The sequence below is a fragment of the Virgibacillus sp. Bac330 genome (assembly GCF_003667845.1).
Lineage (GTDB): Bacteria > Bacillota > Bacilli > Bacillales > Amphibacillaceae > Virgibacillus > Virgibacillus chiguensis.
On the sequence record NZ_CP033048.1, the window covers coordinates 4,283,944 to 4,310,173 of the forward strand.

Below are 26,230 nucleotides of genomic sequence, written 5' to 3' on the forward strand. Positions count from 1 at the left end.
TGAAATAAAAATGATGAAAAAGAATTTGATGCTTACGGTATTTTTAATATTAACGGTATTTTTAGCGGCTTGTTCGGATGATGAGAAAGGGAAAGCAGAGGTAAATGACGTCATTGATATCGTTTGGTATCCAAATGAATCTGGTTCAGATTTAAAGGCTTCACGCGATGAAATTGCTAGACTGATTGAAGAAGCGACAGATAAGGAAGTAAAACACCATTTAACAACGGACTATGCTATTGCAATTGAAACAATAGCCAACGGAAAAGCGGATATGGGATTTATGGGGGCACAAAGTTATATCGAAGCGAAGAATAAAAATAAAATGATTCAACCATTGTTTGTACATTCTGGAGCATCGGGAACATTAGATGATGCCGTCTATCATAGTTGGTTAGCTGTACATGTAGATGAACAAGAGAAGTTCAAGGAAAATAATGAATTTTCGCTGGATAAATTGGTGGATAAAAAAATGTCATTCGTATCAAACAGTTCAACATCTGGATTTAAAATTCCATCAGCGACTATACTCGGTCATTTTAACCAACAAGAAAAATATGCTGATCTAGCTGCAGAAGATTTAATGGAAGGCGGAAAACTATTCTCCCAAGTAATGTTTGGAAACTCTCACCAAGGGTCTGCGGTGAATTTATTAAGTGGTAGTGTAGATGTTGCGGCGTTCTGTGATACTTGCGTTGAAAATTATGTGGAAATTGCAGAAGGAGAGGCAAATACTATTGGTGCTGTTTATAAAGTGAAAGAAAATGCAGAGGAACCTTTTAATACAGTTAGTGGTAGTGAATTTACCCTCATGAATGCAACGCCAGTATTAAACGAACCATTTGTTGCTAATGTAGAAACAATGGGAGAAGAAGACTTCGAAAAGATACAAAAATTATTTACTACCGATGATGTTGCAAACAACGAGAAGATTTTTGGTTCAGAGGAATCAGGTGAGTCAGCTCTATTCTACAAAACCGATAAAGAAAGATTTATAGAAGTAGAAGATTCTTGGTTCGATCCTATTCGTGAGATTTCCAATCAATAAAGGGAAATCTAAACGTTAAACAAGAGTAATAGGAGGCTGAAACATAACTAAAAGATGGAATGTAAAGTTGCATGATGCATAAATTTAACTCCAGAAATATACGAGACTAAAGCGGAAGACAAAGTAATGGTGAGTATGCGCGGTTCATTGACTCGCAAGTGCTTACCAGCCAGCTGCTGAAGGTAAAGTATATTTCCGGAGTGAGATTTGTACACCATTCCATTTTATATAGTATAGAGTTATTAAAAAAACAGCCTTCATGTTTTCGTAAGTAAATAGAGTAAAGGAGTCTACAAAAATGTCATTGTTACGAGTTGAAGGTCTTGGTAAATCATATAACCCAGAGACGAAAGTATTAAAAGACATTCATTTTGAAGTTGGGACGGGTGAATTTGTTTCCATCATAGGACCGTCTGGTGCAGGTAAATCTACATTATTACGATGTATTAATCGCATGGTTGATTTTAATGAAGGACAAATAATTTTTGATAATCAACATGTAGGGAATTTGACTAAAAAGAAGTTACGAAAATTACGCACAAACATTGCAATGATATTTCAACACTATAATCTCGTACCAAGGTTGACGGTGATTGAAAATGTATTGCATGGTAGGTTTGGTTATAAAACCACATTACAAGGAGTTTTAGGTAGATATTCAGAAGAAGAAAAAGAGTTTGCCTTTAGCTTACTAGAGAAGCTAGGTATTGCTGAGCATGCATATAAACGTTGCGATCAATTGAGTGGAGGACAGCAGCAACGTGTGGGTATTTGCCGGGCGCTTATTCAAGAACCCGCATTAGTTCTTTGTGATGAGCCTATTGCATCGTTAGATCCGAATTCTTCTAGAATTATTATGGACTATTTAAAATCAATTAGTTCTGAGATGGGTATTACATGTTTAGTAAATTTGCATCAGGTTGAAGTTGCACAAAATTACTCTGACCGAATTGTTGGTTTACGAAATGGAGAAGTTGTTTTTAATGGTAGGAGTGATTTACTAACGCAAGAACAAATTCAAAACATCTATGGTTTAAAATCTAAAGACCTGATTACAGCATAAGGGGTATGAATCGTGACGGAAAAAACGATGAAAAAACATAGATTGCTAACGACAATGAGTCTATTTGTGATTATCGTACTGACATATCTATCAGCAGCTATAACCCAATTTAATATTATAGAAGGTATTGCAACATTACCAGAAGCGTTGAGATGGATCTTATCAAACCTAATGATTACGCAAGAACCATTGGAAAAACTACCGACTATACTAGCATCATTACTTGAAACGATCTTTATGTCTATAGCTGCAACAACAATTGCTGCAGTGATTTCCATCTTTTTGGCATTATTCGGATCAAACACGACAAAAGTAAATGGCCCATTAAGTGTTTTGGCCCGCTTTATTGCATCCATTTCAAGGAACATTCCAGTAGTTGCATGGGCGTTGATTTTACTCATTTCATTTGGACAAAATTCAATTACAGGACTATTAGCGCTATTTGTCGGGACATTAGGGTTTTTGACTAGGGCATTTATTGAATCCATCGATGAAGCAGGTCAAAGCTCTGTGGAAGGGTTAACAGCAACCGGAGAAACTTATTTTCACATTGTGTATAAAGCTGTTATTCCACAATGTTTACCACAGATTATTAGTTGGATTTTATTTATGATTGAAACAAATATCAGAAATGCTACCCTAATTGGTATTTTAACCGGTACGGGAATTGGTTTCACGTTTGATTTATATTATAAATCACTCAATTATAATGCTGTTGCACTTGTTACATTATGTATCGTCATTACCGTTATTATAATAGAACTTTTTTCAAACTATATACGGAAGGTGATTCAATAATGGATAGTGCAGTTATAAGAAGAAAGAAAGATGGACGGATCAATATACACTCAGATGACAAAGGTAGAAAAGTTATTAGGATGGTCATCATTCTTTTTACAATATTAACGATCTTGGCTTTTATGTTTTTTAACTATACTGGATTAGAAATAGGTACAGCACTTAAAGAAACCGCTATTAATTTGAAAAGTATGTTTTTAGAACCTACGTTAAGTCATTTTACATGGGGAGAAGCATTCTATCAAGTAGGCATTACACTTGGGCTAGCATTTTTATCAACCATTCTCGGCGCAATTATTGCCTTCTTTTTATCATTGTTAGCCGCAACGAACTTGTCAAATGAATGGGTGTCTAGGTTAGTTCGAGTCTTTGTTGCCTTTATCCGTGCTGTTCCAACTGTATTATGGGTACTAATTTTCGCCATTTCAGCAGGATTAGGGAGTGAAGCAGCCGTGCTGGGGATGCTGTTCCATTCGATTGCCTATTTAGTGAAGGCATTTTCCGAGTCATTTGAAGTAGTCGATAAAGGTATATTCGAAGCATTACGTGCAACAGGTGCTAAGTGGTGGCATATTGTTTCACGAGCGGTCATCCCTTCAACATTTACCTACTTATTATCATGGGTGTTTTTGAGGTTTGAAATTAATTTTGCTGTAGCTGTAGCTATGGGAGCAGCGGCAGGAGCAGGTGGAATTGGTTTTGAACTCTTTATGGCATCGGGATTTTATTTTGATATACGAGAAGTTGGTTTTATTACCTACGCAATTCTTATCGTTGCTATAATTTTAGAGGTTATTTCTACCCGTTTAAAAAACCGTTTCTTCCCAGCAACGAAAAGCCATTAAGTAGTGGAAGTGTAAAATAATAAAGTAAGAAGCAGGGCAGTTAAAAAAATATATGTTAAGAAAGCGGGGCTTTATTATGAACAAAGTAGAAGGAATTATTCTAGACTGGGCTGGTACTGTAGTTGATTTTGGTTGTTTTGCACCAGTGAATGTGTTTGTTGAAATTTTTCGCAAAAGTGGGATTGATGTGACCATGGAAGAAGCAAGAGCTCCTATGGGGTTGCTGAAAATTGATCATATCCGAGCGATGCTATCCATGCCTAGAATTTCTAGAGCTTGGGAAGAAAATTACGGTAGAACATTTAATGAGATGGATGTTGAAGCTTTATATGCTGAATTTGAGCCCGCTCTTATGGCCTCACTATCAGAATATACAGATCCAATTCCTGGTGTGGTTGAGACAGTCGAAACGTTGCGCAGTCAAGGATTGAAAGTTGGTGCAACAACTGGTTATACAAATAAAATGATGGATGTAGTAGTGCCTAATGCTTTGAAAAAGGGCTACAGTCCGGATTACTATGTTACTCCTGACGATACGAAATCTTATGGTAGGCCGTATCCTTATATGATTTATCGAAATATGGAAGAGCTTAAATTATCTGCCTCATGGAAGGTAGTAAAAATTGGTGATACTTTATCAGATATTAAGGAAGGAATTAGTGCTGGAGTTTGGACTGTAGGCGTTATTATTGGCAGTTCAGAGATGGGGTTAAGTTTAGAAGAATTCGATAGCCTTTCAGAGTCAGAAAGAGATACGCTCATTAGGAGAACAGAACAATCCTTTAAACAAAACGGCGCCCATTTTACGATAAACAGGATAAGCGAACTTCCACAATTAATTGAGAAAATCAATTTACTTATTTCCAAAGGTGAGAAACCGATTTTAAAATAAGAAAGCCTGATTTAATCATAATTGTAATTGTATAGTGTATGGTGATAAACCAATTAAATATTTAATAGTACTGCAAGCTTTCGTATAATGGCTTGCCTTCAAGCTACGGTTTGTCTAAGAGGCCTCCTGCTTGAGATGGATGATTTGCTTTTATACTGCATACAAGGTTAAAAAGAATACCTTTTTAAGAGTTGGATAATTCGAAACAGGTCTAAGTGCAATAACAGAACCTAGTTGCTTCATTCGTTCAGAGATGTTTTGGTCATCCTCTTATGCGACTAACCAAAAATGGAGAATGAAAGACTTCTGCTAATTAAAGATTCACTTTATTTTTTTATTTGTACAGTGAAAACCATGTTGGCTCGCTTCATGCGAGCCAACATTTTCATGGAAATAATGTTACAGATAAGCTTTTACATACAACGGTATAAAATTTTTCGTTTTTTATAAGAAATACATAAAGAACTATGGTGATATCTAATATACTTGTTTCCTATTTTTCTACCGTATATAGTCTGAATTTTTGCTATTCACATTTGGTTTGTATATGAATAGCGCATGTTTGTTCCAAGGTTATTGTAAAAGCTAAGTAAAGTAAGTTAACTTTTCATAAGAAAACAGTAAAAACCAACTTTAAAAAGCAAAAAACAGTATATAATCGCATTAGGTAGTGGAAAAGCAAGTATATAATCGCAATTCATTCATTTTTTTGAATAACATCATGTACTAATGAGTTTTTCTTACAAAAGAATTTCAGGTGTCAACATATATAAACACACTGAAATAATGTATTTAAGGAGGTGTATTCTGCACAGAACAGCCGTTTAAGCCTTGAAGTAAGCTCGGTATGAAAGAGACAAGTTCTGTTTATTTTACTCTTTCATAACTAAAACAAATACTTACAGGTTGTGTGAATGGAAGAAGCTCTTTTGAAGTAATGGGCTATTAGAGGCTGTTTTATCTGAATCGTATTCTTTTTTGTAAACATGTAAGTATTTAATCATGAAGACACCATCAAAGGAAAGGGAGTTATGGATGAATAAGTCAAGGGTAATGTTAATATCTACGTTAGCAATATTGATGTTAGGTCAAAACTCGGTAGTAGCTGAATCTCAAATTAAAGAAAGAACAGCTACTTCTCAGCAACTCGTTAAAACAAACAATACGGAAGGACTAGTTTTTGATCATACGAAGAAAAATTCCGTGCAATTACAGGAAATGTTGCAAAATGCTCCATCCACATTTGAAATGATGGTGAAATTTGAACCAGATCCAAATCAGCGACAAATATTGTTTGGTAATTTTAAATCAGGTAGTAAAACGGCATTTAATATTGAAATAACAGCTGATAATCAACTTAGGTATTATGAAATGAATGAGAAGGGCACGATAGATAAAAAGACAGTAGGAGCAACCATTACTACAGGTGAATGGACACATCTTGCTGTAACAAGGGACGTTGCAAATAAAAAAGTCACCTTTATGCAAGATGGTGAAGTCATAGCGACGTTTAATGATGTTGACTTAGTCGAACAGCTTGCTTTTGAAAATGGTCATGGTATTGGTAAAGACACTAGGGATAAGTATCACCCGAGAGCTGAAATAAAAGAAGTTCGATTATGGACAAATGTTCTTCCGTTAGATCAGATTAAGGAAAATGCTAATGTAGAGATGACAGGGAATGAAGATGGATTACTGCATGCTTGGACGCTAGATGAATCTATTTATCACGGGCTAAATGTAATTTATGATAAAGTTGGAAAAAATGATGGTATCGCTTTTGGTTTTCACAAAGAGTTTGTTATTGAAGAACCATATGAGAGTACTTTCGAAGGAACGGGTATTGATTTTACAAAGGGTGATTTGGAAATTGCAACAGATGAACCCATTACTGAATCCCCTAGAACCGTTGAAGCATGGGTGAAGATTCCAACTGATACAACAAAAGATCAACGTGTTGGGAACATTATTGGTAATTTCTATCATGAGTACTACAAAGATAAATCCAGATTTAACTTTGAAATTACCAATAATGGCAATCCGAGAATCTATTGGCAGGCCCATACAGCTCATACCCTCGACTATACTGCAAATGTTAATCTGAATCTTGGTGATTGGGTACATGTTGCGATGGTGTTGGATGATGCAAATCATATCGGAACAACATATATTAATGGCGAAAAGATTAGTGAACAATATACAAATGCGCCTATTCCAAATACGCCTCCTAGAGAGGAACTAAAAATTGCTTCAGATTATAGGGGTTATACTGCGGATGGCAAGCCTGAACTGAATTTTAATGGTGAAATTGCTGATATCCGTTTATGGTCAACTGCTAGAACGCCAGAAGAAATTAAAGGGAATTTTAACGAAGCTTTAGATGGAAATGAAGAAGGACTAATAGGAAATTGGAAACTGGATGATGCTAAGGATGGAGTGTACCCAGATCATTCAGAGAAAAAGAACCATGGATATAAATATGATAATGAGACCAGTAACTGGCTTGAACCTGATTTTGCAGAAGGGGATTATTCCATAGCTGTAATTCCTGACACTCAGAATTTTGTTCAGCGTTTCCCAAATGAGTTTAAGGATTATATGACTTGGTTTAAAGAAAATGCAGACGAATTAAACATGGAATTTGTGATGCATGTTGGAGATTTAGTTAATAACCCAGGAAGTATAAAGGAATGGCAGACAGTGCAAGAAGGTATGTCTTATTTAGATGGCATTGTTCCTTACGTTTTTGTGCCTGGTAATCATGATTACAACAATCAATACAACCGTACTACAACATACTACAATCAATATTTTCCATATGAAGCGTATTCTAAAGCAAACTCGTTTGGTGGAGCATTCATCGAAGGAGAGATGGAGAATACGTACTCTTACTTTGATATAGATGGAGTGGAGTATATGGTGATTAATCTGGAGTACGGTCCGCGAGATGAGGTGCTGGCTTGGGCTAATCAATTAGCAGAAGATAATGCAGAGAAAAAAATTATTGTAAACACCCATTCGTATTTGTATCATAACGGAGAGCATCATAGCCTTGACCATATGGATAACCCAGGGAAATATATTTCTGATGCAAATAACGGTGACCAAGTTTGGGATAAGTTTGTAAGAAAGCATGAAAATATTATCTTAGTAACAGCTGGACATATTGGTAGCGAGGATTTAGTTGTTAGAGAAGACCAGGGTGATCATGGTAACTCTATTAAACAAGTTCTGGTAGATGCTCAGTTTATGCAGCCATTAGACATAGGAATGGTTATGCTGTTGACCTTTAAAGAAGGTAGTAATGATGTGGAAGTGAATTGGTACTCTGTGAAGAAGGATAAGTTATTTCGTGAGGATAACCAATTTACTTTAAATCTAAATGTTTATGATGATGAACTTCCAAAAGAATTTGTTGGTGATGTAAATGGCGACAACGTGGTTGATATGAAAGATGCTTTCTTTTTAAAGAATCATATTAATAAACCAGGAAAGGGACCGAAAAAAGCAGATATTAACCAAGATGGAAGTATTGATGCAAAGGATATGAAAATAATTGTTGATAATTATTTACGTGTAAATGAAAATGCAGAGAATGCTCCCGTTCCAAGAGAAAAGCAAGGTGGCAGAACGCTTGAGGATATCCTAGATGAGGTAGGTTTAAGTGATTTATTAGATTAATTTTGAAAATAAATGGTTAGAAGAGGTTGGGCTCAAACTGCATGCTCCAAAGGTGAGCAGTGTAGTATTTAGCAGAGGATATTTACCTACACTCTTGCGGGATTAAAGGCATTGGTGAGACCTCACAGTGCGCTAGCACGAGGAGGCTCACCAGCCAGTTGGTATGTCAACACTTAACTAGACAATTTTTTTAAGGTGTTTTCTTTAAATGGAATAGGTTATATAGTTTAGGTTTTCATGAATACGACAATGGTTAAACCAATGCACATAATTAGCTAACTCCAGTTGTAAATGCTTAAAGGCTCTACCATTCACAAACTCTGTTTTAAATGATTTAAACGTGGATTCAGCGATAGCGTTATCATAAGAGCATCCTTTTGAGCTAAGAGAACGTTCGATTTGAAAGGCAGCTAACGCTTCATCCACGACTTGATTATCGAATTCTTTACCACGATCCGTATGAAAAATAGCGATCTCTTGCAGGTTTGCTGGAATACTAGCTAAAGCTTTCATCACCAATCGATGGTCTTTGTTTGCTCCTGCGCTATATCCAATAATTTCTCGATTAAAAAGGTCGACAAATAGACAGACATAGTTCCATTTTCCAGCTACATCTACATACGTCAAGTCACTTGCAAGCACACGAAGTGGTGCAGATGAGCTAAAATCACGATTTAATACATTGGCAATTTCGGCTTCATTGCTCTGCTTCGACGAAGGCTTGTACGCTCGTTTTGCATTGTATTTAGAAACGAGATCACTCTCACGCATAATACGTGCAATTCGGCGTCTGGATACTTGCTTGCCTTGTTGTTTGAGCACTACTTTGATTTTACGCGATCCATACGCTCTACGGCTTTGATGAAAAATATCATTAATTAAGATGGTTAATTCTTTTTCTTCCTTCCATCTATTGCTTTCTTTACGTTGTAGTTCGTAGTAGTATCCACGGCGAGAAACGTCCAGAATGGTGCACATCGCTGATACCGAGTATTTATGCGTGTTTTGCTTTATAACAGTTACTTTCGTCCGATAATCAGCGTTGCTTGCTTTTTAGTAAGACTTAGCATTTTATATGCTTAGTCGCATTTATACCTTTAGGTGCAAATATCATTTTCCATTCGTAATTGCTGGTTTTCTTTGCGTAGTTTCAGAATCTCATTTTCTTCTGGTGTACGATTATCTTTTTCTTTAAAAGAGCCAGTCTGGCTATGTTGTTTTATCCATTTATCCAATGCAGATGGAGTTAAGTCATGCTCGGTAATAATGTCTTTTCGACGTTTTCCGTTTTGGTATAGTTGTACCATTTGAGATTTGAATTCGGCTGAGAAGGTTCTTCTTGCTTTTGTCATTATGGTTACACTCCTTTTTTAAATGAGTAGACGTAGACCCTGATGGTGACTGCTTACATGCGGCCTTGACCAAGCCTCTGCGGGCATGATTGATACGCCAAGGAGCCAGGTATTAAAAACACTTGGCTCTTAAAAAGAGGGTATCATGCCACGCTTCTCCGCATAAAGGCACTTTGTTGAGCAAATTTACTTTTTTTATAGGAATCATTTTATGTTTTGTCTAGCCTACTTCACCTTAATTTTTTTGTCTAGTCAAGTGTAACCTATCCATGTTTTCATAAAAAGTTGTAGCTAAGATATTTAAACCTAAAATATATAGAGCACAATTCTATCAGTGCAGAATTGTGCTCTATTCAAGAGTTAATACTTAAAAAGTAACTTCTGTGCGGTCTTGATATAATGGATCCATAAATCTAGACACAAAATAAGGAGATGTTAAAGTAGATTTATGGGTAAAAGAAAAAGTTATACATCACAATTCAAATCAAAGATCGTGCTAGAAATACTTAAGGAAGAAAGAAGTCTTGCTGAGATTGGCATACATGTAAATCAGTTACTTCAATGGCGGAAAGCTGCGCTTGAACACATGCCACAACTATTTGAGAGAGAGAATAAGAAAGTCGACCAAATGAAGGAGGAGTACGAAGATCAAATAGAAAATCTCTACGCAGAAGTAGGACGACTTACCACGCAATTGTCGTGGCTAAAAAAAATCTGGAATCAAAGACTAGAACAGAGCGTCTAGACATGCTGGATTGGAATGGTTCAGAGCTTTCCATAAAGACACAGGCAGAGCTGTTGAATCTTAATCGCTCAAGTCTATATTATAGGCCTGTAGAGCCTTCTCCAGAGGAACTCCGTATCAAAAATAGAATCGATAAGATATACACAGAATGTCCTTTTTATGGTTCCAGACGCATTTCAGAAACCCTTAAACAAGAAGGACGCATTGTTAACAGAAAGGCTGTACAACGGCACATGAGAGAAATGGGTATTGCAGGGATATCCCCCGGCCCAAATCTTAGTAAACGGAATCAGCAGCACAGAATTTATCTTTATCTATTAAGAGGATTAACCATCCAACATTCCAACCACGTATGGGGAATAGATATTACCTACGTGCGTCTTAAACGCAGCTGGCTTTATTTGGTTGCCCTTATTGATTGGTGTTCTCGCTATGTGATCAGTTGGGAGCTGGATCAAACATTGGAAATGGACTTTGTTATAGATGCCGTCCAACGTGCGCTTTCCCAAGGGAAACCAGTCATATTAAATAGTGATCAGGGCAGTCATTTTACTAGCCCTAAATATATTAATCTATTAAAACAGAATGAAGTTAACATTAGTATGGACGGCAAAGGACGTGCTCTAGACAACATCATTACGGAACGACTTTGGCGCACCATCAAATACGAAGAAATTTATCTCAAAGAATACAACAGCCCCAGAGAGGCTAGACAAGAAATTCGAAACTGTTTTGTATTTTATAACCAAAAGCGACTACATCAATTGCTAAATTACCAGACACCTGAGTTAGTCTATTATTCATAAAACAATATCCCCTCTCATCCATAGGAACTTTGTTGTGAATCCCCTCCCTAACAACCAAGGGTGTCTTGACAATGGGGTCCACTTTATGAGATTGAAAATCAAAGGTAATGATGAATGAGCAATTATGGATAATACCCTATAGGGATTATTCTACTTTTTATACTTCTTTAATTTATATAAGTCAACGTATTTTATAGAGTATACTTCCCCACAAGAAAAACAAACCGTATATTGTTTCTCAAACTCCGGAACTTTAACAAACTCACTTCCATTACAAGCTTTACATTTCATTTTTTCTCCCCTCTCTTTAATTTCTGATATTTTTATATTTTTAAAGAAACTTTTAAATAATTCTAACAAATTATGGATTATATAAAAATACATATGACAAGATTCTTGTTTTATTTATGTTTTCTTTAAAAGAAAAATTGCAAAAATATTTATAATATATAATATTATTTAGATACGACGAAATGGGACTTTTCAGCACTTTTATATTTTGCGCTTTTGCTTTTGTTTAGCTTAACTTCGTCTAATTTATCCCTTGCTAGAAAGTAAGTTTTTGGTGGACTGCGTTTTGTTAGAATTATAATTGTTGCTTCCATTTTAAATGTGTTTTCATAATGCTTAAATTGTTTTCTTCTTGTTTATGTTGTTGTAATCGTTTTATTTTTATAATTTTATATAACTGCAAAAAAGCTTTAACGACAAATCCAGAGATATATGGACATCCAAACTAATAGTCGCATGTTTTTTCTCTACATTCATCTTTTCTTTTAGGAAATTCTTTTCCTTTACCAATACTTCCAACCTCTAAAACACCATTATCATATACATCAATATCAATTGAGAAATTCGCTTCTTTGTTGTTATTAACTATTCCTCTTATCATTATCCCACCCATACCACTCTTATAATCATCACTGAACTCTATTTGTTCTATATTGTTAAAGTTGTTTTTAAGATAGCTTTCTGCTGTTTCTTTTGCTTTACGTATTGTTTCGTTATTAAAATCCTCCTCGTTTGAGTTCACATTACAACCTCCTAATAGTATAATTATAAATATAATTAAAATATTTATTTTTTTCATATTTCACCTCAATATAATTTTAAAGGAATTGATACTATGGATAGCACCTCTGTTACAGATAAGGTAGCTTCTAAAATTTCAGAGCAAACATATGAGAAAATACAAGAAGTGGAGGTTGAAACCTTTAATGGGGTGCAAGTTTGGGAAAACATCGAAACTATTAAAGACTCCGATACAGGTTTACATGGATATGTGCTCCAAAACGATGATACAGATGAAATCGTTATCAGTTTTAGGGGAACGGAACTTCCTAAAACAGCTGTCACCAAAGTGAAAGAAAAATACTTAGGGACACCCTCCCAAGATGCTAGGTTGGCTGGTGCCGGGGGTGGAGCAGAATTGAAAAATGGGTATATTGTTTATAACCAAAAAGATGTAGACTATTCTGAAACCCTAAAAGATGTGGAAGAAGACATCCAAGGAATTGTCCTTGGTGATTCCGATTATACCAAAAAAGATTATAGAAAAACACCTTATTTAGGAACACCTTCTCAAGATGCTGCTTTATTAACTGGTAAAGCGAAGTTTGACTCCAAAGATAAAACCCTCACATATGACACCAAAAATCAATTTACAGTAGCTGAACAAGTGGTAGAAAAATACGTGAAGAAGCACGGATCGGACAACATCGTTTTTACAGGCCATTCTCTTGGCGGAGGTCTGGCTCAATATTATGCTGTGAAACATGATGCCAATGCGGTTACTTTTGCCGCAGCAGATGTGTTTCATTTATTATCCAAAGAAGACCAGGAACGTGCTTTAAATGGGGAGTTTAAAGATAATATTATCTCCTATACGTATCCTAACGACGTCGTCGGCACTTTTTATAAGCATTCCGTTGGTTCTGTATATTATATGAAGGACCCTGTCGAAACAAAGGGCGTTGGACTTGCTACTCATGGGATAAAGAATTATTTGGAAAAAGATTTATACAATGAAGACGGGTATTTTAATTCCGATTATTTATTCGATGAAATCATACAGGGATCGCTTTCTATGGGTGGTATAACCAAATCTCCACTTGAATTAAAAAATAACGGTGTCGGAAATTTTTCGATTGTCATACAATCTGCACTAATGAATGCACTAGCTACGGATCTGAAAAATAGTGAAGAACATCTAGCTATAACAAGAAAAGCACTCATAAAATTTTTAGATCATTATTTTGCAGATATGAGCGAAATAAAAAATACATTTATAGGAACAGCAGGAATAGGGGCTTATGATAAATTGACCATTGCAGATGTAGAGGATGCGTTTCACGAAGTAGTAAAGATGGAAGACGGCATTCCGATGTTGCTTGATTTGGATGAATTTGAAGATTTATTGGCTACTTTAAAAGACCTGCAAAAGGACACAGGGGAAATAGCCCATCATATGGAAAAGATGGCTCGAGATTTTGAACGTATAGACGAAATTCTTGCCCAATGGTTTGGGATTAAAAACTAAAGGAGTGAGCAGCTTGAAAGAATGGGAAGAGTGGTGGGAAAATTACTTAATTAGACGAAAGCAAAAGGAAGCATTGAGAACACACATAAGAGATGTTTTGCAAAAAAAGACAAAGGAATTTAGAACATCCTTTGATGAATGCTTTTATGATGAGTCACTTTATGAAAAGCATTCCCAAATGAAAGATGCCTTGGCTCAACAATTTGAAGGTAAGGCAAACAGAGGTCTAGTAGAACGCCTTGAAATGAATGCTTTAAGGATATCAAGCATGAACGTTAAACGTAATATTGCTTATGAAAGTATTCAGTTGTAATGATTTTTCTAGCTTGCCAAAGGACTAGGGGCATATAAATTAAAAAGGGCGAGGTCATCTAGCGTTTGCTATAGAATTATATATCAGAGTTTCATCAATAGTTGTATTCTTTTTCCAAATGTAATAAAAGCGTTAGAAATTTTTAAAAGTAACTCCATTTAGTTAGGGATGTTTACAAGTGAGGATGGGGAAATTGCAAATGGATAACATGAGATCGTAAGGAATTGGAGACTATTTTCATACCATTGCTGTTTCTTAATGGGAAGGGGCGAAAAAGTCGCATCGTGAAATTTTTCAAAAAGTGCTAAGCAAGGTGGATGTCTTGAAAAAGAATGATATTAAGAATTATATGTTTTTTTATTGGTATTGGTGAAATTATATTTGCTTCTTTCTCCAAAAGATAATAAAAGAATGGATTAAACAAGGTATTATCGTACCTTTATATTCTACGTTTGAAAATGCCTTATTTCATAAAGATTTAATGGGGTTTTCTTTGAATACAATTGGGCTGCTTCCTTTTGAAAGAATATTTTTCCGAAAGAATTAATATAAATGCGCTTCATTTATTATTAAATTGACTACATCAAATTCGCAATGGATACCATAAACTTTTGTGTACATAGGCACTTTCGTCGGAACAATCATCGTCTATTTAATAATGTTGAAGCAGATACTTTAAGTAGAACACAAAGAAGTAATTGTTAAATATATACATTATGAAGAAACTGACTAAAATATTGTTTAGCTTAAACCACAAACCATTTGTCTTTTAAATCATAAGTACTGTAACTATAGTAAAGTTAAATAAGAGTCAGTATGGAAAGGAGCGCTTAAGAAATCAGCCAAATCAGAACGGTGCTCCCCAAAGAATTTGCAGGTAAACGGCTGGATCTTGAGGGCGATTTTTTATTTATCGGCGTCTATCGCAATAGTGTCAGTGCATCCTGTTAGGGCACATACACGATTGTCCTCTAGGCTAACTTTTTAATTTTGCTCATTAACCGCGCAGCTACACTATGTCCCGTAACTTGATTAACCGTGCCTGTAAAATAAAGATCTTTTTCGGGATCATGGAATGCAAAAGCTCCCGATTGCCCCCAATGTCCCAGCAATCCCTTTTTTAGCCCTTTTAATGACAATGGTTGCCGGGATATTCCGGTTCCATAGTAAAAGATGCCGGGTAAAAAGAGAAGATTCCAGTTTTTTGTAGCTCGGATAACTCCTGTCTTGAGAAAAATTGCTCGTTGAAAAAAGCTTTTAAAAAAATCATTGTGTCTTTCGCTGTGGTGACGATTCCTCCTTCCGAAGCAATTGATGCCATATAGTAGGGCAGATGGAGTGATTTCGATTTATAGTAGAGCGGAATTGGACGCGAGTCGTTCACATCTTCGAATACATACGTTTCCTTTAACCCTAATTCGTCAAAGATAAGCTGTTTAAACACATCGTTGACGCTTTTTCCTGTTACTGTTTCGATGATGATGCCTAATAACTGGTAATTGGTGTCGGAGTATTGTGCTTTTCTTTTTTGTCCCGGTATAAATGCTGGCTTCTTTTGTTTAATCATAGTAAGTGTCTTCTCTAATGACCATGCTTGATCTTTACCGCTAAGAAATTCATTAAAAACATCATTCGAGAAGTAATCGGGCAATCCACTTGTATTGGACATGAGATGTTTAATCGTAATGGTTTGCGTGTAATCGATTCCTTTATAAACATGTAGCTCGCTTGTTATATCAGCGGGGAGGTACTTGCTTATGTTATCTTCTAGCTGAAAATGTTTTTGTGATCTTAATATCAGCATGATCGCAGTAACATACAATTTCGTAACGCTTGCAAGAAAATAGAAATCAGAAGGCTGGATGTTTCCAGCACTACTGGTGAAAGACATTGTACCACTTCCATTTTCTACGCAAAACACGATACCGTGGATGTTTTTTCTAGTAATGGCTTTGGACATGTACGCATCAAGAATCGATTGTGTCAACTTATTATTCATCGTAAATTTCCCCCTCTGACATTTGGTTGCTTTGGCGCAAACGCGCTGCGGTAATGACATCTTTTGCAGTGCTGTCGAGCATTTCTATCATTTTCTCCTCGTTAAAGTCGTCAGGCAGCAAGTCATTCGTTACCATCACCGACAAACCGGTTTGAAAAATCTGCATTTTGAGTAAAATTTGCTTTAGCTCCTCATAGGGAAAGTCTTGAAGAAGCGTGTCTTTCTTCATTTGCTGAATCAAGATGTTTACGTGATCTTCATTGTGCACCATATGACCGTTGTTTTTCATAACTAAATCTCTGAACAGTACACTATATTGCTTTGCGAAACGAATACTTGCGATTCCTATGTCCAAGAACGGCTCTCCTGATTGTTGTTCGTTTAGAAAATGCCTTGATACTTCCAAGGTTTTGGCTACGACCTCTTGAATCAATTGTTCGACATCCGTGAAATTAACATAAATTGGAGCAATCGAACTGCCCATCTTTTTCGCTACTTTCCGAATTGTAATGGCGTCAATTCCTTCAGCTTTAGCTATCTCGAATGCCGTTTCAATAATTTTTTCCCGTGTAAATTTTTTCGGTGGCGCCATTGTTACGTCTCCTTTCCCTATAGAAAACAGGTGATATATAACGTATGTTACATATCATTATAATGCTTAGCAGACCATTTTGTCCTCATTTTTTCAATATTCTTGTCAATCATCCGAAAATTTCTTCAGTCGATCCCGACCTGCAAGCTTATCAAAAGAAAATGGATCATATTAAAATGTATTTCATGAATAATGATCTGAATGGAATTAAGTTATTAAATTATCAAGTAAATGAAGGGACAACCTACAAACTTTAAAGCAGCAGTGGAAAACCCCATCTAATAAATTAATCCAAGTATTGAAAAAATAAATTCACAATTTGCATTGATTAAACATAAACATTATTGTAAAATACCCTTATATAAATAAACGAAATGGAGTTTTGTTTATAAATGAATAATGAAGAACGGTTTTGGAATGCAACGATGGAAGAGTTAATTAAAGGGTATGTTTATGATGGAATGGACGAAAAATATGTTTGCTTGCTTTGTAGTGAAAGCTTTGAAGATGGAATCATCTATCCTATAGACGGAACCTTGTACGAAGCAAAAAAAGCTGTTGTTTGTCACATCCAGCATGCGCATAGATCTGTATTTGATTATTACATTGATTTAGATAAAAAATACACTGGGTTGACGGATCACCAAAAAGAACTGCTACTACATTTTAAAGAGGGATTAAGTGATAAGGAAATTGTACAGAAACAAAATGGCGGTAGTGCCTCTACGGTTAGGAATCACCGATTTAAACTAAAAGAAAAGGAAAAGCAGGCAAAGGTTTTTCTTGCGATAATGACTTTATTACATGAAAGTTCCAATCAAAAAAAGGAACAGCAATTTGTTTCTTTTCATAAGGGGGCAAAAATGGTGGATGACAGATATGCGATTACAGAAGCGGAGAAGGATAAGGTTTTATCAACGTATTTCAAAGAAGGCATAGATGGTAAATTAGATACATTTCCAAGTAAGGAAAAACGAAAATTGATTGTACTTCAAAATATAATGCGGCGCTTTGAGCTGAACAAAACATACATGGAAAAGGAAGTAAATGACATACTAAAATCGGTATACAGTGACTATGTGACAATTAGAAGATATCTCATTGAATATGGATTTATGGAGCGAAGTAAGGATTGTTTACAATATTGGGTGAAAAAATAAGGTGGAAAAATGATGCATGTTGAATTAACGAGATTTAAAGTGAAAGCAGGTAAATCTAGTTTCGTAGATGAATGGATGGCATTTTTAAACGCTAATATGCGCGATGTTCTTTTAACGCTAGAAGATGAAAGAATGTATATAGAAACGATTTTTAGAGAGACGATAGATGGGCAGGAGTTTTTATATTGGTATTCTGTTCAAGGAGATGGTGGTCAAGACGTGGAAGCATCGGCGCATTGGGTGGATAAAGTGCATTTAAAATACTGGAAAGAATGTATTGATCCTACATATCAACCCGTTAATTTAGCTACAGAAGTTGTCATGCTATCTGAAGGCATAAGCAATACTATCAAACACTTGGAGTAAATGAAGTGTTCAGCTAATTTAGTGAAGCTATCACAGAATAAAAAAAGATGAATGCTATCTCTCGCATAGATGGTGTTATAAGATCAATTTTAGTAAACGGTCTAAGTGTTAGAAAAAGCGTTCACAGTCCATCGCAATACGGGTTAACGAATGTATTTCCATCCTCCGTTTATAATTAGTGACAGATAATCTGACGAGCCAGCTAGTGCGGGACGCTATAATCTTGCATAAAAAGATAGCAATATCATAGAAGAAATCACCTCGAAATGAGATTACACTCTAGAAAAAGGTGATTTGGCATGTATTTAGAAGTGTTGAAAAACAATAGCAATGTTATTTATTACTTATTAGGAGCCGCTGCTTCAAATTTAGGTAATGTTATTTCTGGTTTAGCTTTTATGTTTTTAGCTCATGAGATAACAGCATCAAGTGTTTATACAACAATTGTAGCAATTTCGCAAGTAGCTCCTTGATGGCGTTATAAAAGCAATTAAAAATAAAAACAGGATAACAACTATCGGTCAACTTGAGCCTTGGGAGAAACGACCTTAAACAGGGAGGATAATAAAAAGTAGTTCTTTTTTTGGCAAGCGCATGTTTACACGTGCTTGTTAACCGAACATATGTTACTATGTTTATGTAGCGTCTAAGAATGAGAAGGTTGCATGGAGAAACAAGACAGAGGAACACAAACGAATCTTTCATGCGTGGAATAGCTAAGGCGACAAAGAAGTCAGAATAATCTGGTCTTTAGAGGGAGGATTGTCAGCATTAAGCCTCTTGAAAACAAAGGTTTTTCGTGTTGTAGTGAAAATTGTCTACATCAAGTGAAGCTATGTGGTGAATAGTTAACAAAAATGCATTGTTGATGCCGTAATCTGTTAGTATTCCATAACAGAATAAACAAATTAAATGAAAAGGTGATGAGAGGAATGAACGCTGTAGATATTTTAAGAAATGAATTATTGGCTGAACTTGCAATTGGTATAAGATCCATGGAAGGTTTACTGAAAAAGGTACAAGAGGAGGATTGGGAGTATAAGCCATCTGACAATATGCGAAGTCTTAAAGAGCTTGCTCAACATATTATTTCTATACCAGAAGTTGATCTTCATCTATGGTTGGAGAAGGATCAAGAAACGATCGAAAAATTAGAAGCGAAGTACAATAATATGGAATCTGCTAATGTTATGATTGAAGGAATGAATAAAGGTTTTAAAGATTATAAGGATTATATGCTTTCTTTGTCTGAAGAAGATTTTTTGACAAAGAAAACAAAGCCTTTTTATCTTGAAAAAGCTGAGGTTCAAGCACACTGGTTAGTTGAAGAAGTTTCCCACCTGTTCCATCATCGAGGTCAATTCTTTAATTACATGAAACAGCTTGGTTATGAGGTAAATATGTTCGACCTTTATGTATAGCCGATGAAATCATTTACACGAAGACTATTATGAAAATAGCTATGATTTAGAAGTCGTTGCTTTTAAAAAGCAAGGAAGTATTTGTGATATCGAAACTTGAAGTCATCCTATGGAAATGAAAATATTTTGCAAGAGGCGTGGTCAGTGATGACGACGCTTAGTTTTTTGTAAGAAAAGACGGTGGCGTTTTTTCGTCATCAAGCATGGATGTCAAGTCAAGTTTCACTAATGCTGATCTCTCTAAAAATTTTGCTTCATAAGCTTATAGAATTGTCCTACTTCACTACTCCTTTACCCTTACGCTTGAAAATGATTATCATGAAGTATGTATTAAAAAAAGACTATTATTTATTGAATTACAATAAATAATATGTTAAAATCAACAACTAACAAATCAATGAGGTGGTTTTTATGAAGAAGGCGACGACGGTGTTTCTAAAAACAGTTGTTATTCTCATAGGATTTCCGATTCTTGGGTTATGTATTTTCCTAGTACCTGAAATTGGACATGTTGCAGCGGAAATGTAGGATATTTCAAGAGGCGCTTTATATCAAATCAGAAAATGACCTAACCGTCTGAGGTGAAGCTAATGGCAATTATAGTCAACATCGATGTGATGCTAGCAAAACGGAAAATGCGCGTAACGGAACTATCCCAAAAGGTTGGAATAACGATGGCTAACCTTTCTATTTTAAAGAATAGCAAGGCAAAAGCAGTTCGGTTCTCCACTTTAGAGGCAATTTGTAAAGCGTTGGATTGTCAGCCCGGAGATATTCTAGAGTATAAAATGGATCAAGAATTAGAAGAAAAGTAAGCAAGCAAAGACATTCCTTTGTTTGGAAGAAAAATGTGCTTTTAATTTTGACATGAATAGGCTTGTAAAAAGGGGAGAGATCATGAATTTCGGTAGTCAAAGAAATTCCCAGAAAAAAACCATATTGGCGCAAAGTATAAGCGGATTGGAACAGCTCGTTCGTTTTGGTTGGGAACAAGCTTTATCTTGTTTATTTCCAGTCGTTATTTTTGCTTCATTGGCGCTTACACAAATGGTAACTTTACCATTTCTACCACGATATGACTGGCTGCTTATTATCTGTCTCCTCATGCAGTGGATCATGGTTCGTTCTGGATTAGAAACACGAGATGAGTTGAAGGTGATTACCGTCTTTCACCTCATTGGGCTAGCCCTTGAGATATTTAAAGTAAACATGGGGTCTTGGACGTATCCAGAAGAAGGGTATTTCAAAGTTTTTGGCGTTCCATTGTATAGTGGATTCATGTATGCAAGTGTAGCGAGTTATCTCTGTCAGGCTTGGAGGAGATTGGACATAAAATTGGTTAATTGGCCCCCGTTTTTAGTAGTTGTCCCTCTTGCAACGGCAATTTATTTAAATTTTTTCACGCATCATTTTTGGATCGATGTTCGTTGGTGGTTAGCAGCACTTGTCATGGTTGTTTTTTGGCGAGCTTGGGTTACATATGAAGTCGGTGGAATCAAATATCGTATGCCACTCGTATTTTCTTTTATTCTTATTGGATTTTTTATATGGATTGCTGAAAATATTGTCACATTATTTGGCGCTTGGGAATATCCGAATCAAACGGATGCATGGAGTCTCGTTCATTTAGGTAAAGTAAGCTCATGGGTCTTATTGGTAATTGTTAGCTTTCTTATCGTAGCAACATTAAAGCAAGTGAAAGAAAAAACTCAACAAGGCATCAGTACAGAACATTATTAATTTGCTATACGTTTGCTTTTTGTACTGAGCTGATTCCGTTAATTTTATGGTAAAATAAGTACCAGGAAAAAATGAAATTGACTTTTATGGTTTATGTTTAAGCTAGCTTCAAATCTAGGGTATATGTGTATTAAGAGACGAAGAAATGAACAGGAAAAAGAATACAATTGGGTTTTATGGAAAAACATGTATAAAGGAGTGGTCATTTGACTCATGAAATAAAAAGACTGCTTAAAAATGCGACCGAAGAGGAAATGCATGCACTTTTACTATCTATGTTTATGAGCATGGAAGCCCACGAGAAAACAGATCAATATACAGAAAGCCAGTTAGTGAAGGATCTAAAAAGAACCTATCATTCCTTTCTAGAATATAAAAAAAATCAATTGGATATAAAAAGTGATAAAGGTTATCGTGCAGTACATATTGTTTTTGGTGACTCTACGTCTGGCTCTTTACAACAAGCTTTAAAAGAATTGAATTACCAAGAAGAGGAGAGAATCATTCGTTTTTCGGATATGTTAGAGGTTGGTCCCATCTGGCAATTACATAAAGAGGAGGGGCTTAATTATAGATATGAATGGTTAAAAAATCATATCAATCTTGATGACGAATACATAGATGAATACAAATATAATTTTAACCGCGCCGTATCTATGATGAAGGCGATCCCAAAAAGCACTCCAATAATGATATGGACTGGTGAAAATGCCCATGAACAAACCGCTTTACGGTATGTTCTTTTTCTACTAAAAGATAAAATCAATGACATTTTTATATTAAATGCGACCAAGAAGTATAAAGATCATTTTAATGTCCCAAATAATGAATGTTTCCCATTACATACGGGAGAAATTTTACCTGAAAAATTAGTAAGGATATATGAAGAAAGTAGAAAACAAGCTCCAGTAATTCAACATCAACTTGAAGAATTTGTAGAAGAATGGCAGGCATTATCTACTATGAAGGAATGCCTAAGGATATGGGAAAAGCAAGAAATAATAAATGTAGAGGAATCGTATTATGATAACTACATGATAAATAAAGCTAAAAGGTTACACAAAGAGAGAGGATATAACGACTTCATATATTCTGCACGACTTATTGGGGAAGTAATGGGGCATATAAATCAATCTATTGGAGATCCCTTTTTTGAATACCGATTACGACAACTGATTTTAAAAGGTATTTTTGAAATAAAAGGTGTTCCAAAAGCAATGAGGTATTATAGTGTTCGGCTCAAGTAATTTATAAGTGGGTGGAAATTAACATGACAAAGAATAGTGAAATCAACGGTAAGAAGAATTTATCATTAGAACAAAAGGAAGAATTACTTAACGTATTGCAAGCTCGTTTTGAGAAAAATAGGAACCGCCATAAAGAGCTTGAATGGGCTAAAGTGCAAGAAAAACTGGAAGCAAATGCTGAAAAAATAAGGTCTCTTCATGAAATGGAACAAACAGGCGGTGAACCCGATGTGGTTGGGTATGATAAAGAGACAGATACGTATACTTTCTATGATTGTGCTGTGGAAAGTCCTAAGGGCCGCAGAAGTGTTTGTTATGATCGTGAAGCGCTGGAGTCCAGAAAAAAACATAAACCAGAAAATAATGCCGTTGATATGGCTACCGCTATGGGCATTGAACTTTTAACAGAAGACCAGTATCGAGCCTTGCAGAAACTTGGCGATTTTGATAGGAAAACGTCGAGTTGGATTGCCACCCCTCCTGATATAAGAAACCTTGGTGGAGCGCTTTTCTGTGATTTTCGTTTCGGGCATGTTTTTGTGTATCACAATGGCGCTTCTTCTTATTATAGTTCTAGAGGCTTTCGTGGATCGTTACAGGTTTAATTATTAATCATCTAGATGAAATTGGATCACTTATTTTGAATGATGAAATGTAGAGAAAGTATTTCCATATTAAAGATCAATTTGTATGAAATGTTGATCGAGTCACTATGTCATATTATTTCATTATACTTACGAAATCGTGCTATAAGCCCAAATATACATGGTTGTAAGAAGCCTTGCAAACGTTAACCCGATATCTAATTCCTCAGTTTGGTTATATGACTAGTGGGTTCTTCCTTTTTGAGGTGCTAAATACTTAGTAGGGAAAAGGGAGAACTTCTATTGAATAAAATTACGATATTGTTCTTGAATTAAAACTTTAGTAGCTTGTGAAGGTTTTCCATACTGTTTATAAAATTTTCTATTTCCTCCCATAGGCATACTCGCTTCGTATGACCCAATAATTCTGCTTTCTTTTTTTCCTGCTTTAGCCAATAATCCTTTTGAGATTGATCTAGAGGCAGTTGATCTATTTGTTTTTTTAGGTGCTTCCAAAGGTCTATTGCTTCATTGCATTTCTTATATACATCCTCTAATTCGTTTAACTTATTTTTCGTTTTTTCCCATTCGTGAAGCATGGATGCTGATAACGCTTCACTAGCTCTTTTCGAACTGTCATCCTCTTTTAACCTCTTTGACTGCATTTCCAAGTTCTCTAGAGCCATTTCCCACAAAGTACGCTGCTCTTTAGTTAATAGATCATGCTCTTCCTCTGTTATTCTTGCTTTTAATCGATGTACAGGTAACAAATACATGCATTCCTTTCCTAAAATGAATTTTGAAGAAAATGTTCTTTACACATATCATAATCCTTTTAGAGTTGTATTAAAAATGATTAAATAAGATTAAATCGATCATTTAAAATGATGTCTAAAGGAGCATGCTTTGTGGACGTGAAGGAATTATTTATTTTCAAAACTTTAGCTCATGAAGGCAGTATCACAAGGGTGGCTGAACAATTGAATTATGCTCAGTCTAACATTACGAGGGTAGTCAAAAAATTAGAAGCAGAATTGCAAACAGAACTATTCTACAGACATCCTCGTGGTGTTTCATTAACTTCAAAGGGGTACCAACTTTTATCTTATACAGACCAAATTTTGCGTCTAATGGAGGAGACAAAAAAGGCAATTCAAGATTCTGAAACACCTCGTGGTCCCATTTCCATAGGCGCAAATGAGACAACAGCATCTGTTAGATTACCATCTGTTTTTGCTTCTTATAATAAAAAATATCCTCAGGTAGAATTATCCTTGACTATTGGTGCAACCGAAGAGCTTATTAACGATGTACTTGATTTTAAACTAGATGGAGCGTTTGTAGTAGGATCTGTTAAACATCCTCATCTTATTCAAATACCAGTTATGGAGGAAGAACTTGTTGTTATAACAGATAGTCAGCTAGAATCATTACATTCTATAACGAATTTGCAGAAACGGGTACTTCTAACCCGTCCTCATTGTATTCATAGAAAACGGTTAGAACAGTGGTTTCGTGATGAGGGAATGGTTCCTATGAAAATGATGGAGTTTGGGACATTAGAGGCAATTATTGGTTGTGTAAAAGCTGGTTTAGGAATTGCTGTTATCACCGAATCACTAGTTAGCCAACACCAAACAGATGGCAAGCTACGTATTCATAAGCTCCCAGATAAATATGCAACCGTAAAAACAGTGTTTATACGAAGAAAGGATACTTTTATAAATCATGCTTATCGAAAATTTTTAGATAGCTTACAATTAAACGAAGGTAAGTAATTATTGTTGGAAGTGCTGCCGATATTTTTTCAATTTAAAACCAGTTAATTTGTTAAACATAGAAAACTCATCCTTTCTAATATGTTATTATAAAAAGAAAAGTTGGAAATTACAGAAATGATTATCAATGGATAAAAAATAAATCTCCAATTCAAAGGGATTACATTATTGATACGTATAACAGAGAAGAAAAAAAGGGGGAAACTAATGAATTTTTATATTGCCTCAAGTTTTGAAAATATAGAAAGTGTACGTTATATTCGTGTGTAGAAAGGGTGACATATTGCGAATTATTAAAAACATTGGTTGAATAAATTCTCCGTCATACTGTTTCTAGTTTGAGGGAGGCGAGAATTTGGATGAAATGATATAATAGAAGAACAATAGTTTGATAAACTCATGGGCGGGTTGGCATTCATCTCCGATAGAAAGGAGGTGGTGCCAATGACAGTATTCGAAGCACTGATGATTGCATTGAACTTCGGAGTGCTGATTGTAGCTATGCTGTCATTTGACCAAAAAAAATAAGCCCCCCATTGAGTTAACGGCTCCTGTGGGTGCTTATTTTGAACCTATACAGCCAATCCCCCTTGCAGGGAATCATGCTATTGCATCAGATCGTCAGCGCTGACACGCTGGCGGTCATTTTATTATTGTATGTTGTTACCCTTATTATACCATAAATAATCAAAATTCAAACCATTAGCTTGATGCCTTGTTTAGGATTTTTAAATGGCAAGTATTTATTGATAGTTATGACAACGGTTACAGCGCCTGCATAAATTTATCTTGGTTAATGGGGAGTTTCATCAGTTTGCCTTTAGCTTATACTTTCGCATGTTTGGTACGTGAATATTCAGAGGCAGGTGATTCAGCAAAAATTTGTGAGGCGCCCTTTTGGATATCATTGTGGCAACATAATAGGCTGGTTCTATTTTGTCACGGCTGCTGTAGGTCAAAACCGTAGATAGAAAACAAATATACAAGAGATTTATTTCCAGCTTATCAATTATTTTCTAGGTATTATCCCGAGAAAGAGATGCAGATGAAACAAGCTCTTACCTACGCTATTCATCCAGTAGAAAATCCTTATGAAGTAATTGATTTTTTAGAATATATGGGTTCATGGATGATAAGAGAAGCTGAGAAGTGGTTGGAGATCCATAATCCACAAAAGCAACGACACTTAGCTATAGAGTGATAAGAATTATTGCTAATAGAATCGCTGATGTGGACGTATTTCGTTTCCAAATTATTTAAT

General features: G+C 35.6%; 25 protein-coding genes and 4 pseudogenes. 24 read left to right on the top strand and 5 right to left on the bottom strand.

Going from position 1 to position 26,230, the window contains the following annotated elements; all coding sequences use genetic code 11:
- The first annotated feature begins 10 nt into the window (after positions 1–10).
- From D9780_RS20095 to D9780_RS20120, 6 genes are all read left to right on the top strand, one after another.
- On the top strand, positions 11–1,048 hold the full coding sequence (locus tag D9780_RS20095) for a PhnD/SsuA/transferrin family substrate-binding protein (RefSeq protein ID WP_121641299.1): 1,038 nt from the start codon (positions 11–13) through the stop codon (positions 1,046–1,048).
- A gap of 298 nt (positions 1,049–1,346) precedes the next feature.
- Positions 1,347–2,111 (top strand): phosphonate ABC transporter ATP-binding protein, encoded by a 765-nt coding sequence (gene phnC, locus D9780_RS20100; protein WP_121641300.1) that lies wholly within the window; start codon positions 1,347–1,349, stop codon positions 2,109–2,111.
- Between the two features lie 12 nt (positions 2,112–2,123).
- Positions 2,124–2,909 carry a PhnE/PtxC family ABC transporter permease gene (locus D9780_RS20105; protein WP_121641301.1) on the top strand — a complete coding sequence of 262 codons (786 nt, stop codon included), beginning with the start codon at positions 2,124–2,126 and terminating at the stop codon, positions 2,907–2,909.
- Entirely contained in the window at positions 2,909–3,754 is an 846-nt protein-coding gene (locus tag D9780_RS20110; RefSeq protein WP_121641302.1) for an ABC transporter permease subunit, read from the top strand. The genes D9780_RS20105 and D9780_RS20110 overlap by 1 nt, the downstream gene beginning before the upstream one ends.
- A 76-nt stretch (positions 3,755–3,830) precedes the next feature.
- Complete coding sequence (gene phnX, locus D9780_RS20115; protein ID WP_121641303.1) at positions 3,831–4,646, top strand: phosphonoacetaldehyde hydrolase; 816 nt, start codon at positions 3,831–3,833, stop codon at positions 4,644–4,646.
- A 1,035-nt stretch (positions 4,647–5,681) separates the two neighbouring features.
- On the top strand, positions 5,682–8,327 hold the full coding sequence (locus D9780_RS20120) for a LamG-like jellyroll fold domain-containing protein (RefSeq protein WP_162985951.1): 2,646 nt from the start codon (positions 5,682–5,684) through the stop codon (positions 8,325–8,327).
- 204 nt (positions 8,328–8,531) lie between these two features.
- Here the strand turns inward: D9780_RS20120 and D9780_RS20125 are convergent.
- Positions 8,532–9,679: pseudogene (locus D9780_RS20125) on the bottom strand (IS3 family transposase).
- 448 nt (positions 9,680–10,127) lie between these two features.
- On the opposite strand from D9780_RS20125, the gene D9780_RS20130 reads away from it, so the two are divergent.
- Positions 10,128–11,230, top strand: a protein-coding gene (locus D9780_RS20130) for an IS3 family transposase (protein WP_256359883.1) whose coding sequence is annotated in 2 segments (ribosomal slippage) — positions 10,128–10,386 and positions 10,386–11,230 — 1,104 coding nt in all. Because the reading frame shifts where the segments join, the coding sequence is not laid out codon by codon here.
- A gap of 736 nt (positions 11,231–11,966) precedes the next feature.
- On the opposite strand, the gene D9780_RS20140 is transcribed toward D9780_RS20130, so the two are convergent.
- Positions 11,967–12,263, bottom strand: coding sequence for a DUF1433 domain-containing protein (locus D9780_RS20140; RefSeq protein WP_162985952.1), 297 nt, complete (start codon positions 12,261–12,263; stop codon positions 11,967–11,969).
- Positions 12,264–12,356: 93 nt separating this feature from the next.
- Here D9780_RS20140 and D9780_RS20145 point away from each other — a divergent pair, with 93 nt between their 5' ends.
- Positions 12,357–13,769, top strand: coding sequence for an alpha/beta fold hydrolase (locus D9780_RS20145; RefSeq protein ID WP_121641306.1), 1,413 nt, complete (start codon positions 12,357–12,359; stop codon positions 13,767–13,769).
- Positions 13,770–13,782: 13 nt separating this feature from the next.
- Positions 13,783–14,082 carry a hypothetical protein gene (locus tag D9780_RS20150; protein ID WP_121641307.1) on the top strand — a complete coding sequence of 100 codons (300 nt, stop codon included), beginning with the start codon at positions 13,783–13,785 and terminating at the stop codon, positions 14,080–14,082.
- A 1,129-nt stretch (positions 14,083–15,211) separates the two neighbouring features.
- Here D9780_RS20150 and D9780_RS20155 read toward each other — a convergent pair.
- Positions 15,212–16,081 carry a serine hydrolase domain-containing protein gene (locus D9780_RS20155; RefSeq protein WP_240458738.1) on the bottom strand — a complete coding sequence of 290 codons (870 nt, stop codon included), beginning with the start codon at positions 16,079–16,081 and terminating at the stop codon, positions 15,212–15,214.
- On the bottom strand, positions 16,074–16,673 hold the full coding sequence (locus D9780_RS20160) for a TetR/AcrR family transcriptional regulator (protein WP_121641308.1): 600 nt from the start codon (positions 16,671–16,673) through the stop codon (positions 16,074–16,076). The genes D9780_RS20155 and D9780_RS20160 overlap by 8 nt, the downstream gene beginning before the upstream one ends.
- Positions 16,674–16,717: 44 nt before the next feature.
- Here D9780_RS20160 and D9780_RS20165 point away from each other — a divergent pair, with 44 nt between their 5' ends.
- From D9780_RS20165 to D9780_RS20210, 11 genes and pseudogenes are all read left to right on the top strand, one after another.
- A complete protein-coding gene (locus tag D9780_RS20165) occupies positions 16,718–16,930 on the top strand; it encodes a hypothetical protein (protein WP_121641309.1) in 213 nt (70 codons plus the stop codon).
- A 135-nt stretch (positions 16,931–17,065) separates the two neighbouring features.
- Positions 17,066–17,833 (top strand): DUF2087 domain-containing protein, encoded by a 768-nt coding sequence (locus tag D9780_RS20170; protein ID WP_121641310.1) that lies wholly within the window; start codon positions 17,066–17,068, stop codon positions 17,831–17,833.
- A 12-nt stretch (positions 17,834–17,845) separates the two neighbouring features.
- A complete protein-coding gene (locus D9780_RS20175; RefSeq protein WP_121641311.1) occupies positions 17,846–18,199 on the top strand; it encodes a DUF6176 family protein in 354 nt (117 codons plus the stop codon).
- Positions 18,200–18,498: 299 nt separating this feature from the next.
- Positions 18,499–18,672: a hypothetical protein gene (locus D9780_RS20180; protein WP_205601105.1), complete on the top strand. Its 174-nt coding sequence runs from the start codon at positions 18,499–18,501 to the stop codon at positions 18,670–18,672.
- 459 nt (positions 18,673–19,131) lie between these two features.
- Positions 19,132–19,620 (top strand): DinB family protein, encoded by a 489-nt coding sequence (locus tag D9780_RS20185; protein WP_121641312.1) that lies wholly within the window; start codon positions 19,132–19,134, stop codon positions 19,618–19,620.
- 37 nt (positions 19,621–19,657) lie between these two features.
- A pseudogene (locus D9780_RS21750) lies at positions 19,658–19,720 on the top strand (hypothetical protein); the annotation flags it as partial.
- Between the two features lie 311 nt (positions 19,721–20,031).
- A pseudogene (locus D9780_RS20190) lies at positions 20,032–20,145 on the top strand (DUF2975 domain-containing protein); the annotation flags it as partial.
- 65 nt (positions 20,146–20,210) lie between these two features.
- Positions 20,211–20,435, top strand: coding sequence for a helix-turn-helix domain-containing protein (locus tag D9780_RS20195; RefSeq protein WP_116278956.1), 225 nt, complete (start codon positions 20,211–20,213; stop codon positions 20,433–20,435).
- A gap of 136 nt (positions 20,436–20,571) precedes the next feature.
- A complete protein-coding gene (locus tag D9780_RS20200) occupies positions 20,572–21,360 on the top strand; it encodes a DUF817 domain-containing protein (protein ID WP_205601141.1) in 789 nt (262 codons plus the stop codon).
- Positions 21,361–21,566: 206 nt separating this feature from the next.
- Positions 21,567–22,607 carry a DUF1835 domain-containing protein gene (locus D9780_RS20205; RefSeq protein ID WP_121641314.1) on the top strand — a complete coding sequence of 347 codons (1,041 nt, stop codon included), beginning with the start codon at positions 21,567–21,569 and terminating at the stop codon, positions 22,605–22,607.
- A gap of 23 nt (positions 22,608–22,630) precedes the next feature.
- Positions 22,631–23,212: a DUF4256 domain-containing protein gene (locus D9780_RS20210; RefSeq protein WP_121641315.1), complete on the top strand. Its 582-nt coding sequence runs from the start codon at positions 22,631–22,633 to the stop codon at positions 23,210–23,212.
- Positions 23,213–23,523: 311 nt separating this feature from the next.
- On the opposite strand, the gene D9780_RS20215 is transcribed toward D9780_RS20210, so the two are convergent.
- The gene (locus D9780_RS20215) at positions 23,524–23,967 is read right to left on the bottom strand and encodes a hypothetical protein (RefSeq protein WP_121641316.1); all 444 of its coding nucleotides are present in this window, start codon (positions 23,965–23,967) and stop codon (positions 23,524–23,526) included.
- Between the two features lie 132 nt (positions 23,968–24,099).
- Between D9780_RS20215 and D9780_RS20220 the strand changes: the two genes are divergently transcribed.
- The 4 genes and pseudogenes from D9780_RS20220 to D9780_RS21270 all read left to right on the top strand — a co-directional run bounded on the left by D9780_RS20220 (position 24,100) and on the right by D9780_RS21270 (position 26,170).
- Positions 24,100–24,969, top strand: a complete 870-nt coding sequence (locus D9780_RS20220; RefSeq protein WP_121641317.1) for a LysR family transcriptional regulator — start codon at positions 24,100–24,102, stop codon at positions 24,967–24,969.
- A gap of 444 nt (positions 24,970–25,413) precedes the next feature.
- Complete coding sequence (locus D9780_RS21755; protein ID WP_296361995.1) at positions 25,414–25,497, top strand: putative holin-like toxin; 84 nt, start codon at positions 25,414–25,416, stop codon at positions 25,495–25,497.
- Positions 25,498–25,753: 256 nt separating this feature from the next.
- A pseudogene (locus tag D9780_RS21490) lies at positions 25,754–25,928 on the top strand (amino acid permease); the annotation flags it as partial.
- Between the two features lie 86 nt (positions 25,929–26,014).
- Positions 26,015–26,170, top strand: a complete 156-nt coding sequence (locus D9780_RS21270) for a hypothetical protein (protein ID WP_162985953.1) — start codon at positions 26,015–26,017, stop codon at positions 26,168–26,170.
- Positions 26,171–26,230: the final 60 nt, after the last annotated feature.

Bases quoted from the DNA above. Each gene is read 5' to 3' on its own strand.
- D9780_RS20095 (WP_121641299.1), top strand. From the start codon at position 11: ATGATGAAAAAGAATTTGATGCTTACGGTATTTTTAATATTAACGGTA.
- phnC (WP_121641300.1), top strand. From the start codon at position 1,347: ATGTCATTGTTACGAGTTGAAGGTCTTGGTAAATCATATAACCCAGAG.
- D9780_RS20110 (WP_121641302.1), top strand. From the start codon at position 2,909: ATGGATAGTGCAGTTATAAGAAGAAAGAAAGATGGACGGATCAATATA.
- phnX (WP_121641303.1), top strand. From the start codon at position 3,831: ATGAACAAAGTAGAAGGAATTATTCTAGACTGGGCTGGTACTGTAGTT.
- D9780_RS20120 (WP_162985951.1), top strand. From the start codon at position 5,682: ATGAATAAGTCAAGGGTAATGTTAATATCTACGTTAGCAATATTGATG.
- D9780_RS20145 (WP_121641306.1), top strand. From the start codon at position 12,357: ATGGATAGCACCTCTGTTACAGATAAGGTAGCTTCTAAAATTTCAGAG.
- D9780_RS20155 (WP_240458738.1), bottom strand. From the start codon at position 16,081: ATGAATAATAAGTTGACACAATCGATTCTTGATGCGTACATGTCCAAA.
- D9780_RS20160 (WP_121641308.1), bottom strand. From the start codon at position 16,673: ATGGCGCCACCGAAAAAATTTACACGGGAAAAAATTATTGAAACGGCA.
- D9780_RS20165 (WP_121641309.1), top strand. From the start codon at position 16,718: ATGTTACATATCATTATAATGCTTAGCAGACCATTTTGTCCTCATTTT.
- D9780_RS20170 (WP_121641310.1), top strand. From the start codon at position 17,066: ATGAATAATGAAGAACGGTTTTGGAATGCAACGATGGAAGAGTTAATT.
- D9780_RS20175 (WP_121641311.1), top strand. From the start codon at position 17,846: ATGCATGTTGAATTAACGAGATTTAAAGTGAAAGCAGGTAAATCTAGT.
- D9780_RS20180 (WP_205601105.1), top strand. From the start codon at position 18,499: ATGTATTTAGAAGTGTTGAAAAACAATAGCAATGTTATTTATTACTTA.
- D9780_RS20185 (WP_121641312.1), top strand. From the start codon at position 19,132: ATGAACGCTGTAGATATTTTAAGAAATGAATTATTGGCTGAACTTGCA.
- D9780_RS20195 (WP_116278956.1), top strand. From the start codon at position 20,211: ATGGCAATTATAGTCAACATCGATGTGATGCTAGCAAAACGGAAAATG.
- D9780_RS20210 (WP_121641315.1), top strand. From the start codon at position 22,631: ATGACAAAGAATAGTGAAATCAACGGTAAGAAGAATTTATCATTAGAA.
- D9780_RS20215 (WP_121641316.1), bottom strand. From the start codon at position 23,967: ATGTATTTGTTACCTGTACATCGATTAAAAGCAAGAATAACAGAGGAA.
- D9780_RS21755 (WP_296361995.1), top strand. From the start codon at position 25,414: ATGACAGTATTCGAAGCACTGATGATTGCATTGAACTTCGGAGTGCTG.
- D9780_RS21270 (WP_162985953.1), top strand. From the start codon at position 26,015: ATGAAACAAGCTCTTACCTACGCTATTCATCCAGTAGAAAATCCTTAT.